The following is a 14,533-nucleotide window of genomic DNA, read 5'->3' as shown; positions in this document are numbered from 1 at the left end:
TGTGTACTTTTACTTCCCCTTAGGCACTACCTGGCAGACAGTAAATCGGTCTTCGGATATGAAACGGCTGGCAGCCTGCTTCAAGTCATCCAGAGTCAGACTCTCGAGGACCGGCACGACTTCGAACAAATCCATATCATTAAAAGCGTAACGAGTGAATTGATTGGCTATATATTCAGGTGAATTGACCGCCCTTAAGAATGCCCCGATTTTTTTCTTTTTTGTTCTTTCAAGATGCTCAGCTGTCAGTCCTTGACCCGATTTCGCATCCATCAGCATCGTTTCCAGTTTAGCGGCAAGGACATCGGGTTCATTTGTATCCCCGCCAACCATCGCGAATCCAAAACCCTGCTCCTGTGTATAGTCATAGGAAAACGTATCATCAATCAGGCCTGAACCATATAGTTCAGTGTAGTTCTCAGAGCTTTTACCAAATAGAATATCAAGCATTACATTGATCGAAAGCTCATTTTTCAGCATATCCCTGCCAGATTCGGTTGGATTCGCCGCCTTAACTCCAACCAGACATTTGGATGTCTGTACATTCATTTTAAGAACTTGTTTCTTTTCTGCGGCGCCAGCTGGTTCCACATCGAATTTGCGTTGAATTTCCGGCTTGTTTTTATAATCTTTATTGCTCTGATTTTCTTTTATCAAGCCCATAATTTCATCGGCGTTGATCGGACCGACTACGAACAACAGCATATTACTTGGATGGTAAAAGGTTTCATAGCATTCGTACAGCATATCTTTCGTTATATGGGAGATTGATTCGATTGTGCCAGCAATATCAATACTAACAGGGTGGTTTTTATACATATTCTGTATAAGACCAAAATAGAGTCTCCAGTCCGGATTATCATCATACATGGTGATCTCCTGACCGATGATACCCTTTTCCTTTTCAACCGTTTTCTCGGTAAAGTACGGTTCCTGAACAAAGTCGATCAATGTTTCCAGGTTTTTATTCACATTGGATGTACTGGAGAATAAATATGCTGTCCTGGTGAAGGAGGTGAAAGCATTTGCAGAAGCACCCTGCTTGCTGAATTGCTGGAATACATCACCATCTTCCTTTTCGAACAACTTATGCTCAAGGAAGTGGGCGATGCCATCTGGTACCTTAACATGATCATCCTTTCCAGGAGGAAGGAAGTGGTTATCAATCGAACCATATTTTGTCGTGAAAGTAGCATATGTTTTGTTAAATCCTTTTTTCGGGAGAATATATACATCCAGTCCGTTCTCCAGCTTTTCGTAAAACATTTCCTCCTGCAGCTGTTCAAAAGTGATTTTCTCCATTATTTGTCCGCCTCCAATCCAGTTAAGAAGTAGACCGTATCAAGCTGAACCTTTTTGGCTACATCGACGATTTCTTCTTTTGTTGTTTTTCTCATGCCCTCAAGCCAATCATCGAGGCTGACATTTTGCAGGGATACAACATTATGGTAAAGAACCTCGACCATCCCTCTTGCAGTATCCATAGTTTCAAGCATTTGATTTTCGATTACAGCTTTAGTCTGTTCCATCTCTTGCTCGGTAAAATCACCCGTCTGCATGGCTTCCATTTGTTCCCGAATGATCTTTACAGCGAGCTCAAAATTTTCAAATTCAATCCCGGACATAACCATCATCAATCCCTTATGGCTTTCCAGACGGCTTGCAACATAATATGCGAGGCTATTTTTTTCGCGGACGTTCAAGAACAGCTTGGAATGTGAAAAGCCGCCAAAAATCCCATTGAACACCTGCAGAGCATAATAATCCTTATCGCCATAAAGTACATTTGTCCTGTAACCGATATTCAGCTTTCCTTGTTTTACATCTTCACGATCCTTAACAGTCTTCTCCTCCACAGAATCCCCCTTCACTGAATCGACCAGCTTCGGGCTGCGCTGTTCAAATTTAAGGAGTTCTTCTGAAATAGATTGGACTTCGTCCTCGTTCACATCACCAATGATGAACAAATCAAGCTCATCCTCGGCGAAAGCTTTTTTATAGTATTGGTACAGGTTTTTCTCATCGATTTGAGAAATATCATCAATTTCGCCATTCACATGGAGAGCATATGGTTCGTCCTTGCACATTTCCTGGACTAACCTGAAGTTCGAGTATCTCATTTTGTCATCATATACGGCCTGTATACGTTGTTTTAAAGTGCGCTTTTCCTTCTCGATTGTTTCTTTGTCAAATGCTTCATTTTCGACGAGAGGATTTACAAGGATTTCAGCAATCAGCTGCATTCCTTTTTTCAATAGCGGTTCCGGATCACTCAAAAACTTTTCATTGGCAATTTCCAGTGAGAAACTTAGGACCTGATATTCTCCCTTTTTTGATACATCAACGTATAGATTGGCTCCATATAGCTCATCAAGATACGAACGCAACTTCGAAGTAGCCGGAAATGCCTTTGAGCTGCTCTGGAGTACGTAGGGAAGCAGAGCCCGTTTGGTAACATCCTCCCTAGTCAGTGGTGCCTTCATCTTCCAGACAATTGTATTCGTCTTGAATTTCTCGGTTTTCACAATATGCAGCTTGTAGCCTTTCATACTCTTGATCGTTTCTGAAATGACAGCCATCGAAATCCTCCTTTATTTATCACAGCGAGACTTACAATCATTCTTCTTCACATCATTCCGCATGTTGAAACATTCCCTTAATTATGCTCTCTTTGAATGGTTTTAAGTTTTCTCTATAAAGACAACCATTTAAAAACAGCCTTAATTTATGTATACGTTGTGAAGTCTATATTTAATATTCCAATAAAGATACTCCTACTATACCTTTCACAGTTATGCAATTTCAAGGAATTGGGAGCTGAGGACAAGAAAAGCTTCCCTTACTGGGAAGCTTCTACTGTTGACTTGCTGCGGCAACCTCTTCATGTGCCTGTGAATTTAAATATGTATAACCCGTTTCAAATTTAGCCTGATTTTTGCCATTAGCTTTTGCATTGTACAAAAGCTGGTCTGTGAAACCAAGAAGTTTATCAGGCAAAACTTCACCTTTCGAAGCGGCAATACCAAAGCTCATGGTGATACTCTTGCATTCTTCACTCAAGTTCCCGGATGACAGCCTTGAGTATAAATCTTCAAAGAAACTGATTTGACGGGTTTCGTCCATAGCGGGCAATAAAAAGGCGAACTCTTCGCCGCCATAGCGGAATGCCTGTGCATCATATGCATCGGCAAGATCCTGCAAGACCCTACCTAATTTTTTCAAAATTTCATCGCCGGTCAAATGGCCGAATTGATCATTTATTTGTTTAAAGTGATCAATATCTCCCATTACGAGCAGGAAATTTTGCCGGGCACTCGTCATGACTCTTAATTGTTCCTGAAAATGCCTATGATTATACAAGCCGGTCAAGTAATCAGTGAACATAAGCTCGTGAAAGATTTCTTTTTGCCTCAAATGCTTTCGTTCCCGAATGACGATCAGCGATCCGAATACCCCGACAATCCAGATGAAATTAAGATTAACAATATACATAAAGACCGTCTGGAATTCAAAAGGACCTTGAATTGCAAAAATAGCCGAGTAACCTAGTGTCAGAAACAGCGATGAGAAAAAAGCGCCTTTTGTGCGCCAGTAAATTGTTGCGTGCATGACAACAAGGAATGAAACCGAAAAAAAAGGAGAACTTACCCCATTGGTCAAACAAAGGAGCCATACTAATGCGATATAATCGAATACTATGCCAGCCTTGGTCAATAGATTAAAATATTCATTTCCTGATGACATTTTCAGCAGGGCAATTTGGGCGCTAGCCATATATACGATTCCGATTGTCAATAATAACGGAAACGATTCCTGATTATAATCAAGCCTGTCTGCCAGTGGAGGAAAGTAAAATACCAATACAGCAACGAACAAAAAAACCCACCGTAAATAGGAAAAAATTTTCTCTGTCTCACGATCATCCATATATAAAGAAAGCTTCATATTCTTGTCCTCAGGCTACTGTTATTTTTTACTAACTTTTCCTATATTTTAACACAAAGTTTATTATCAGTATTAAAATTTTTTATAAATTTTATGGCTGTGCAACAAAAAATTCCCGGGCTTGAAGACCCGGGAATTTTTTGTAAATTTCAGTTTGAAAATTGTCCTTATCCGCACTTGACGTTGCCGGACAAAGCTTTTCCTGTTAATTATCTGCTTCCCTTGATGTATGGAACACCATTTGCTTTTGGTCCTTCTGCTCTTCCAATGAATCCTGTCAAGGCAAGGATTGTCAATACATAAGGAGCAATCAGCAAGTACACACTCGGAATATTCTCAAGGAATGGCAAACTGTTTCCGATGATACTTAAGCTTTGCGCAAAGCCGAAGAAGATTGCAGCTCCCATAGCGCCAAGCGGATGCCACTTACCGAAGATCAGGGCAGCGAGGGCCATGAAACCCTGGCCGCTGATTGTGGCGTGTCCGAAATCGGAAGTAATTGACTGAGCATATACACCGCCGCCAATTCCCGCCAAAGCACCAGAGATAATAACACCGATATAACGCATTTTGTAAACGTTGATACCCATTGTATCTGCTGCCATCGGATGTTCACCGACAGATCGTAAACGCAGACCGAATGCTGTCTTATACATAACAAACCATGCAATGACTGCAACAATGATAGCTACGTAGGAAGTATAGTATGTGTTCTGGAAGAATAAAGGCCCTATTAGTGGAATGTCTCCCAGAACAGGAATATCTACTTTTCTGAAGCTCTTCTGGATGATATCAGTCTGTCCTTTTCCGTAAATCAATTTTACCAGGAAAAGCGCAGCTCCGACTGCAAGCAGGTTGATTGCAACACCCGAAACTACCTGATCAGCACGGAATGTAATAGATGCAACTGCATGGAGGATTGATAAAATCCCCCCAACCAGCATAGCTGCCAATAATGCAACCCAAGGAGTGGCTTCTCCTAGGACGCTATCGAATGCAAGGTTGAATACAATAGCTGTGAATGCACCGATCACCATTAAACCTTCAAGCCCGATGTTTACAACACCGGCACGCTCAGAAAAGTTTCCGCCAAGAGCGGTGAAAATAAGCGGGGCCGCCCATAATAAGGTAGAAGGTATCAGGATGAGTAAGATTTCCATTATGCTCACTTATTTCGCCCCCTTTTTGCTGATACGCTCAATAAACCAGCGAATCATGTAACTTGCTGCTACGAAGAAAATAATCATGGCGATAATGATATCGACAAGCTCGTTTGGAACACCAGATTGAAGCGGCATATTTAACGCCCCGACCTTCAAGCCTCCAAACAGGATTGCAGCGAGTATGACCCCAACTGCTGTATTGCCTCCCAGGAGGGCAACCGCGATACCGTCAAAACCTACGCCTGTAAATCCACCCTTAATCGATGCGTATCCAAAAGTTCCTAGACCTTCCATTGCACCAGCAAGGCCGGCAAATGTTCCGGAAATGGCCATTGACAGGATAATATTTTTATTTACATTCATGCCTGCATATTGTGAAGCATGCTGGTTAAATCCAACTGAACGCAATTCAAAACCTCTTGTTGTCTTTTCAAGCAAAAACCACATAAAGAAAGCGGCGATCAACGCGACGAATATTCCCCAGTGGAGGCGGGAGTAATCTGTCAGGCTTTCAAAGAACGGTGAACGAAGGCTTGCAGAAACTGCAATTTTTTCCGTTTTATCACTGCCTTCTGATAGTACTGTACGAATCAAATAGTTTGTTACGTGAAGTGCCACATAGTTCATCATGATAGTAACGATAACTTCGTGGACACGGAACTTTGCTTTTAAATAACCAGGGATGAATCCCCAGAGAGCGCCTGCTGCTCCGGCAGCAATGATTGCAAGAGGCAGGTGGATGATCTTAGGAAGTTCGAATGCCACACCTACCCAGACTGCTGCAAGCCAGCCGACAATTAATTGCCCTTCAACACCGATATTGAACAATCCAGTACGGAAAGCAAAAGCTACCGCAAGACCGGCTAAAATATACGGTGTAACCTGACGAATCACTTCACCAATATAGTAGATATCTCCAAAGGCTCCACTCCATAGAGCAGCGAATGCAGCAGCTGGATTATAACCACTGACCAACATGATGATTGTTCCGACCAAAATGCCTAAGAAGACAGCGATTAACGGAACGATGATGTTTTGTACGCGATTAGACATTGGCTTCTTCACCTGCTTCCTTCCGTTTCGATCCTGCCATCAGCAAGCCAAGCTCCTGCTCAGTTGTTTCTTTCGGATCAACAATAGCGACAATTTTACCTTCATAGATTACAGCAATTCTGTCACTTACGTTCATAATCTCATCTAATTCGAATGAAATCAGCAGGACACCTTTGCCCTTGTCGCGCTGTTCAATCAGGCGCCTATGAATGAATTCGATTGCCCCTACATCCAGTCCGCGTGTAGGCTGGGCAGCGATCAGGATATCCGGGTCCCTGTCGACTTCACGGCCGATAATCGCTTTTTGCTGGTTCCCTCCGGAAAGCGATCTAGCCAGTGTGAACTCACTAGGAGTACGGACGTCAAATTCTTTTATAAGAGTCGTAGCTTTGTTGTAGATTTGTTTGAAATCTAGAATCCCATTCTTAGAGAACGGTTTTTGGTAATATGTTTGCAATACCATATTTTCGCCAATTGGGAAATCAAGCACTAGTCCATGCTTATGACGGTCCTGCGGGATATGGGCAAGTCCAGATTCAGTAATTTTCCTTGGCGTGCTGTTCAACATCTCTTTTCCGTTCAGCTTTATGCTTCCGGATTCAGCCTTGCGAAGTCCTGTTATAGCTTCTATTAATTCGGATTGTCCGTTTCCGTCAACCCCGGCGATTCCCACAATTTCTCCCGCCCGCACATTTAAGTCCAGATGGTTTACAGCAGTGACTCCACGGGTATCTTTTACTGACAGGTCTGTAATTTCAAGTACAATCTGGTCTGGTTTGGCTGCAGTCTTCTCTGTTTTGAATTCCACATCGCGACCGACCATTAGGCTTGCCAGTTCATTCGGATTTGTATCCGGAACGTTTACAGTCCCAATTCCGACACCTTTGCGTATTACTGTTACACGGTCACATACTTCCATAATTTCTTTGAGCTTATGTGTAATAAGGATAATTGACTTTCCTTCTTTTATTAGCGTTTTCATAATTTGGATCAATTCTTTAATTTCCTGGGGTGTAAGCACAGCTGTCGGCTCATCGAAAATCAGGATTTCCGCTCCGCGATAAAGCGTCTTCAGAATTTCGACACGCTGCTGCATACCTACAGAAATATCAGAAATCTTCGCCTGGGGATCGACCGCCAAACCATAACGTTCTGAAATTTCACGAACTTCTTTTTCAGCTTTTTTAATATCAATCGTAAGACCCTTTTTTGTTTCTTTTCCGAGGATGATATTCTCTGTAACAGTAAAAGTATCAACAAGCATAAAGTGTTGATGAACCATTCCAATTCCAAGATCATTGGCGATATTTGGGTTGGTGATTTTCACTGGTTTTCCTTTTACACGAATTTCCCCCTGTTCCGGCTGATATAAGCCGAACAAAACGTTCATCAGTGTGGATTTTCCTGCTCCATTTTCACCAAGCAGCGCATGGATTTCCCCTTTCTTCAATTGAAGGGTGATGTTGTCATTTGCCACGATACCCGGGAATTCTTTACGAATATTGAGCATTTCAATTACATAGTCCACTGTTTTTCACTCCCTGCAATAAGGTAAGAAATTAGGTAGTTAGAGGTCAGACCTTAACTAATATTTAAAAATGGGGGAGGCCCCCAGTTAAAACCACAAATGAAAACCAGAATCCCTATTCCGATCTTCAGTTAGAGTTTTAATTTTGAATGAATAAAAATAGGAATAAGGGGCAGGCGGGCTGCCCGCTTATTCCGGATGCATAAAGTTGTTAAAGATCTTATTTCGCCATGAATGCTTCTAGTTCTTTGAATGTGCCGGGAGCAACAATTTCGCCGCTCTTAAGCTTTTCCTGGAATTCTTTTACTTTCGCTTCAATTTCAGCCTTGTTAGCAACTTCAGCGTTGATTTCTGCAAGACCTACGCCGTCTTCAGCAAGACCGTAAGTAGTAACTTCTCCACCAGGGAAGTTTCCTTCAGAAGCTTTAAGTGAAAGGTCCTTTACAGCGTTGTCAACACGCTTCAAAGCTGATGTGATGATTACGTTGTGTTCTTTGCCGTCGATTTCTACTACACCTTCAGCAGTCTGGTCTGAGTCAACACCGATTGCCCAAATTTTCTTCTCAGGGTTTTTCTTCTTAAGGTCTTTTGCTTCAGTGAATAGACCATTTCCAGTTCCGCCAGCAGCGTGGAAAATTACATCTACACCAGAAGAGTACATTTTAGAAGCGATAGCTTTACCAGCTTCTGCTTTGTCGAATGCTTCTGCATACTGAACATCAACTTTGATGTCAGGGTTAACAGAGTGTACACCAGCACGGAAACCAGATTCAAAACGCTCGATTACCGGAATCTTCATTCCGCCAAGGAAACCGATTTTGTCTGTTTCAGTAGCCATTGCAGCTGTTACACCAGCAAGGAATGCAGCTTCTTGTTCTTTGAACAGGATGCTAGCAGTGTTTGGCTGTTCAACGACAGCGTCAACGATAGCGAAATGTGAATCTTTTTGCTGTTGCGCGATTTCATCAACAGCTGCCTGCATCAAGAAACCGATACCGAAAATCAAGTCGAAGTCTTGACGAGCAAGTGTATTCAGGTTTGTAGCATAGTCAGCATCAGATTGTGACTGAAGGTAGTCAAAGCCTTTGCCTCCCTTTTCCAAACCTTTATCCGCACCATATGCTTGAAGGCCTTCCCATGCAGACTGGTTGAATGACTTATCATCAACTCCGCCTACATCAGTAACCATTGCTACAGTGAATGCCTCTTCTGTTTTTTCACCAAAGCCCTTTGTACCTTCTTTTGTATCTTCTTTTGCGCCACAAGCACCAAGAATTGTTCCAGCAGCAAGGACAAGTGACATAGCCAAACCAAATTTGCGCTTTTTCAAGGTTTGTACCCCCCAGAGAATGTTTGTTGGATTTCGCAGGAATGTTCAGAAAAGCCTTTCAGATAGCGTTTTCATAACTAAGAAAAAATTAAACTCTTTTTCTCAAGACATGGAAACTGAACTTATCAGCTTTAAAGTAATTCACCGAATAAAGAATCGGCACATCGTTTTCATCGAAATGCATCTGCTTTAAAACAAGCAATGCTGTTTCAGGATCACATTCCAAAATTGGTGAAATCTTCTCATGATAGCCTATTGGCTCGATTTGCGCGACCGCATATGTAACTTTCCTGTTTGACATGACTTCCAGCAGATGAAGCAATGATTCATCATCATGTGAAAAGTCGCCAGAAAGGATTTTTCCTGGGATTTTGTCCAGACAATAGACAACTGGTTCCCCATTTGCGGTCCTTACTCGTTCAATCAAAGTAATTTCATCATCAATGGAACATGAAAAACGACGAATATCCTCTTCTGTTGGCCCGGTTGCCGTTGAGTTCAAAAAGATTGTTCCTGGCTTCATCCCAGCCTGCTCAATCATTGCCGTTACACTGTTAAGCTGCTCGATACCAGACGAGAACAGCGGCTTCGCATTAACAAAAGTACCTACTCCATGCCTGCGAATGATGACGTTTTCTTCTTCAAGAATCCGCAAGGCCTCTCTTAGGGTAGCTCTGCTTACGCCAAGCTGTTTTGCAAGATCAAATTCCGAGGGAAGTTTTTCTCTTTCTTTATAAACACCCTTTTGAATGTCCTGCTTCAGGTGATCGATTACTTGTAAATACAGGTGCCGGTTATCTGATTTGATCGACATGAGGCGTTCCTCCAACCCTTTTGCTCAGAGACATCAGACCTCTGATGTATAGCATTCCTACTAATCGAAAATACTATAACACTTTTTCGCAGATAAATAAATAGTGTTTCAACATTTTGTCGAAAAAAGCTAGAAAGACCAAAATTGTCATTTTTTCCGGGACAAAAAACCTACATTTTTGTTATAATTGTAGTTTGAAAGCGTTTTTAATAGTATGACACTATCAAATTCAAAGGGTTCGATTTTCCTATAACCAAATAAAAACCACCCGTGAGAACGGGTGGTTTTCTCTGCGGCTGAAAGCCTTTGTTACTGACCAAACCCTAAAGGGCTACTGAAAGGTTCGCCAATTGTACTACTTCTACTGGCCAGACCTCAAAGGCCTTCACCTCTTCTAACTTCGTTTCTTTTTCTTCACTTCTTCTCCCGTAAATGGGTCAATGTATTCCATCATCGTTAACTGCTCTGCGATTATATCATCTTGTATTTGATTTCGAATATATTCTTCTATCACCTTTTTGTTTCTTCCAACTGTATCGACGTAATACCCTGTACACCAGAATTTCCGATTTCCATACCGGTATTTCAAGTTAACATGCCGATCAAATATCATTAAACTGCTTTTACCTTTTAAGTACCCGACAAAAGAGGACACACTTATTTTTGGCGGTATACTCACTAACATATGTACGTGGTCCTTACATGCAGTTGCTTCAATTATTTCTACACCTTTTCTTTCACATAATGTGCGCAGTATTTCTCCAATATCTTTTTTGATTTTCCCATAAATGATTTGTCTCCTATACTTTGGGGCGAATACAATGTGATACTTACAATTCCAGGTAGTGTGTGCTAAACTGTTATTGTCTTTAGACATGGGACTTCCTCCGTGCTGATATTTTTGGTTGGCGAACCAAAAAATATTTTAGCACCGTGGGGAAGTTTTTTTAATACCACGCTGAAAGCTTTTTGGAACCCCGGGCATAGCCCGGGGTTTTCATTTTCACAACAAAAAAAGCCGGATGTTAGCATCCGGCTTTTGTCTTAGTAAAAATGGTTTTATGCTTCCTCTGACTTAGCTAGCAGAACGGTCCGTGGTTTACTGCCTTCATATGGTCCGACTACTCCGCGAAGTTCCATCTCATCTATCAGTCTTGCCGCCCGTGAATATCCAATTCTGAACCTTCTTTGAAGCATTGAAACAGATGCTGTCTGCATCTCAACCACAAGGTCTACAGCATCATTATAGAGGTCATCCTCTACTTCTGAGGTATTCTCAGGAATATCTTCAGGGATCATTTCCTCCTGGTATTGGGCCTTCTGCTGACCGATTACATAGTTAACGATTTCTTCTACCTCTTCATCCGACAAAAACGCACCCTGCACCCTGACAGGCTTTGATGCCCCTACGGGAAGGAACAGCATGTCCCCTCTCCCGAGCAGCTTCTCGGCTCCGCCCATATCAAGTATGGTCCTGGAGTCTGTCATAGAAGATACAGCAAATGCAATTCTTGAAGGTATGTTTGCTTTTATCACTCCGGTAATGACATCAACGGAAGGCCTTTGGGTAGCAATGATTAAATGGATTCCCGCAGCACGGGCCATCTGCGCAAGCCGTGTGATGGAATCCTCGACATCCGAAGATGCGACCATCATCAAATCTGCAAGCTCATCCACGATGACAACTATGAAGGGCAGGAGAGGTTGTTTGGCTTCTTCCTCATTATTATGCCTCTTGATATATTCATTATAGCCTTCAATATTCCTTGTCCCTGTGTGTGAGAAGAGTTCATAACGCCTTTCCATCTCGCTGACCACCTTTTTGAGTGCCTGTGATGCTTTTTTCGCATCCGTCACGACTGGTGCCAGCAAGTGGGGAACACCATTATACACATTCAGTTCCACCATTTTTGGATCGATCATCATAAGCTTTACTTCATGAGGCTTGGCCCTCATAAGGATGCTCGTAATGATTCCGTTTATACAAACACTCTTACCGCTGCCTGTTGCACCGGCAACAAGGAGATGGGGCATTTTATTCAACTCTGCCAGGACTGCTTCACCTGTTATATCCCGCCCAAGTCCGATTTGCAGCTTTGAACCAGGTTTGTTATGCTGCTTTGATTCAATAACCTCCCGCAAAGAAACCATAGCCACTTCTGAATTTGGAACTTCAATCCCAATTGCTGACTTTCCTGGTATCGGTGCCTCGATTCTGATATCCTTGGCAGCCAGAGCAAGAGCTAAATCATCATTCAGGCTCACAATTCTGCTGACCTTCACCCCTACATCTGGATGGACTTCATATTTAGTAACCGCTGGCCCCAGATGGACCTGAGTAACCCTTGCCTTAACACCGAAACTGTGAAATGTCCGTTCAAGCTTGGCAGCATTGGCATGGATCATTTCATATTCGCCGCTCTGGTCGGTTTTATTCGGAAGCTTTAATAATTCGATTGGCGGCAGCTCATATGATGTATTCTCTACCTCTGTAAAAGTAATCGGCTGCTGCAGGTCCTCACCCGCATCTTCAGTCTCCGATTCAGCTTTAGCTTTCTTTTCAGGCTGCTGTGATTGTGGTTCAGCAGGAGCTGAATACGCTCGCTCTGCAAAGCTTGAGATAAGTGGTTCCGGAGCTGGTGCCTCTGTTATATCAATAGTCTGTTCCAAAGGCTCTTCCTCAAAGGAAGTCAGTTTACCGTCCCGTTTAGGCTGTTTTGCCTTTTTAGCGGCGGATGTTTTTTGCTGTTTATTTACTTTCCATTGCTGCAGGTCATCAATGAATGAATTCCATTGTTCCCTTATAAATCTGCCAATTGGTATAAGCAGTTTTCCAGCCACTTCGGTAAATGTTTTGCCTGTAACGAGAATCCCGCCAATGACAATTAAAAGAAATGCAATCAATTGCGAACCGGCAGCATCAAACAAATAGTAAAATAACGCGAACATCACAGCGCCAATCATGCCGCCGCCCAGGTCTGTAGTGCTTGTCTCACCCTTTGCCTCCATGACATATAAATCAAAAGTATTTTTGATGACGCTTGGGTCATCAAACTTCCCGCCATTGGATAAGAGTTCAAATAATGTCACATGGCTTAGTAATAAGACTGCACCCACAATTAAATATGTACCAATCAATTTCGTATGGAAAATAAAAGGCAGATGCCGTTTCCACATAATATAAATACTAAATACGGCCAGTCCAACGAGACTGAGCATATACCACTCGCCGAAGAAAAAGCGGAAAAACATCACGATTGACCTTCCGACAGCTCCCAAATCCGCCATCGCAATGATGGCCAATGCGAGTAACGCTAACCCGGCAAGTTCAAATTGAACAGTTGTTTTTACGGCATTCTTCTTTCTCGATTGCCGTCTTTTCTTTTTGGCCATTATATCACCTGAATCTTTATAGCTTCACTAACAGCATAATCAACAAGATCAACCTTCAAACTTCTCATAAGAAGAAAAGCAGCCAATTTGGCTGCCCAATGCTGAGTGTATCCATATTATATCATATTTGCCAGTCAAAACGGCACTACGTTTTATTAAGACCGGTTTAATTAAATAAAAGGATATTTATTAAGTAAGTGTGATGGTCGACCCAGGGAGGCATGAGGGTTCCATATAATGATTCGGGTCTGTACTCATAACCCTGACAACCCGGTATTCATGATTTTCTGTCCACTCTGCCATAATCGGGATACCATTGTAGGAAATCATAACCTGGCTCACAGCTCCTTCCTCACTATGAGGGAATACCTGTTCATATGGCATCATTGTATAAAGGATCATTGTACAATCACTTCTGTCTTTTGTTTGTTCATTTCAATCAGTTCATTAAGCTTTTTCATCGCCTGTCCAATGCCCCCAACTTCGTGGATTAATCCTGTTTCCACTGCATCATGGCCAACGACGTTGGTTCCAATATCCCTGGTAAGGTTCCCTTTTGCAAACATAAGCTCTTTGAATTTTTCCTCAGGAATGTTCGAATGCTTCGTTACAAAATTAACAACTCTCTCTTGCATTTTATCCAAATATTCAAAGGTTGCTGGAACCCCTATTACCAGACCGGTCAATCTGATTGGATGAATGGTCATCGTCGCTGTCCCTGCGATAAATGAGTAATCACAAGAAACGGCTATTGGGACTCCTATTGAATGTCCCCCACCTAATACGATTGAAACAGTTGGCTTCGAAAGGGAAGCGAGCATCTCTGAAATGGCCAGTCCTGCTTCTACATCTCCTCCAACAGTGTTCAAGATGACGAGAAGACCTTCAATATTCGGGTTTTGCTCAATGGCAACAATCTGTGGAATCAAATGCTCATACTTCGTCGTCTTATTGTGAGGAGGCAACTGCATATGTCCTTCGATTTGGCCAACGATTGTCAGACAGTGGATTTTCGAATCCTGAGACAGCTGCGGTACATTTGTCTGCCCAAGCTGCTGTATTTTTTCAAGAAGGCCCGATGATTTATTTTCCTGTTCGCCCTGCGGCCCCTGCTGTCCTTCTTGATTATCTGAACTATTCAAATTACTATCCATATCCATCTTTTAAGCTCCCTTCAGACATGATAATTTTAGTATGAACATCATCTACAATTTCATTCCCAAAGCAATTCTCATACATTCGAGAGACTGAAAGCGCACAAGCTCTGTAGACAAAAAAAGTACTTGCAATGTGCCAGTACTTTTTCA

12 protein-coding genes are annotated in these 14,533 nt (G+C 42.3%); all 12 read right to left on the bottom strand.

All coding sequences use genetic code 11. The features are described 5' to 3' along the window. Nucleotides 1-9 precede the first annotated feature (9 nt). Nucleotides 10-1,302, bottom strand: a complete 1,293-nt coding sequence (yfmH, locus tag B5X77_RS13465; protein ID WP_079508497.1) for an EF-P 5-aminopentanol modification-associated protein YfmH — start codon at nt 1,300-1,302, stop codon at nt 10-12. Next, nucleotides 1,302-2,579, bottom strand: a complete 1,278-nt coding sequence (gene yfmF, locus B5X77_RS13460) for an EF-P 5-aminopentanol modification-associated protein YfmF (protein ID WP_079508496.1) — start codon at nt 2,577-2,579, stop codon at nt 1,302-1,304. Before yfmF ends, yfmH begins: the two co-directional genes overlap by 1 nt. 274 nt (nt 2,580-2,853) lie before the next feature. Continuing rightward, nucleotides 2,854-3,945, bottom strand: coding sequence for a GGDEF domain-containing protein (locus tag B5X77_RS13455; protein WP_079508495.1), 1,092 nt, complete (start codon nt 3,943-3,945; stop codon nt 2,854-2,856). 209 nt (nt 3,946-4,154) lie between these two features. Further along, the gene (locus tag B5X77_RS13450) at nt 4,155-5,114 is read right to left on the bottom strand and encodes an ABC transporter permease (protein ID WP_079508494.1); all 960 of its coding nucleotides are present in this window, start codon (nt 5,112-5,114) and stop codon (nt 4,155-4,157) included. Continuing rightward, nucleotides 5,115-6,161 (bottom strand): ABC transporter permease, encoded by a 1,047-nt coding sequence (locus tag B5X77_RS13445; RefSeq protein ID WP_079508493.1) that lies wholly within the window; start codon nt 6,159-6,161, stop codon nt 5,115-5,117. Further along, nucleotides 6,154-7,689, bottom strand: a complete 1,536-nt coding sequence (locus B5X77_RS13440) for an ABC transporter ATP-binding protein (RefSeq protein ID WP_079508492.1) — start codon at nt 7,687-7,689, stop codon at nt 6,154-6,156. Before B5X77_RS13440 ends, B5X77_RS13445 begins: the two co-directional genes overlap by 8 nt. 220 nt (nt 7,690-7,909) lie before the next feature. Continuing rightward, nucleotides 7,910-9,019 (bottom strand): BMP family lipoprotein, encoded by a 1,110-nt coding sequence (locus tag B5X77_RS13435; protein WP_079508491.1) that lies wholly within the window; start codon nt 9,017-9,019, stop codon nt 7,910-7,912. 88 nt (nt 9,020-9,107) lie between these two features. Beyond that, nucleotides 9,108-9,833 carry a GntR family transcriptional regulator gene (locus B5X77_RS13430; protein WP_079508490.1) on the bottom strand — a complete coding sequence of 242 codons (726 nt, stop codon included), beginning with the start codon at nt 9,831-9,833 and terminating at the stop codon, nt 9,108-9,110. A gap of 394 nt (nt 9,834-10,227) precedes the next feature. Next, nucleotides 10,228-10,710, bottom strand: coding sequence for an IS200/IS605 family transposase (tnpA, locus tag B5X77_RS13425; protein ID WP_079508489.1), 483 nt, complete (start codon nt 10,708-10,710; stop codon nt 10,228-10,230). A gap of 182 nt (nt 10,711-10,892) precedes the next feature. Further along, complete coding sequence (locus tag B5X77_RS13420) at nt 10,893-13,226, bottom strand: FtsK/SpoIIIE family DNA translocase (RefSeq protein WP_079508488.1); 2,334 nt, start codon at nt 13,224-13,226, stop codon at nt 10,893-10,895. Nucleotides 13,227-13,415: 189 nt separating this feature from the next. Beyond that, nucleotides 13,416-13,628: a YlzJ-like family protein gene (locus tag B5X77_RS13415; RefSeq protein WP_079508487.1), complete on the bottom strand. Its 213-nt coding sequence runs from the start codon at nt 13,626-13,628 to the stop codon at nt 13,416-13,418. Next, on the bottom strand, nt 13,625-14,386 hold the full coding sequence (locus tag B5X77_RS13410) for a ClpP family protease (protein ID WP_079508486.1): 762 nt from the start codon (nt 14,384-14,386) through the stop codon (nt 13,625-13,627). The genes B5X77_RS13415 and B5X77_RS13410 overlap by 4 nt, the downstream gene beginning before the upstream one ends. Nucleotides 14,387-14,533 lie beyond the last annotated feature (147 nt).

Origin of the sequence: Mesobacillus jeotgali, assembly GCF_900166585.1 — a bacterium.
GTDB lineage: Bacteria > Bacillota > Bacilli > Bacillales > Cytobacillaceae > Mesobacillus > Mesobacillus jeotgali_A.
Note: the sequence above shows the minus strand (reverse complement) of the source record. Positions and strands in the feature narration are given on the sequence as shown.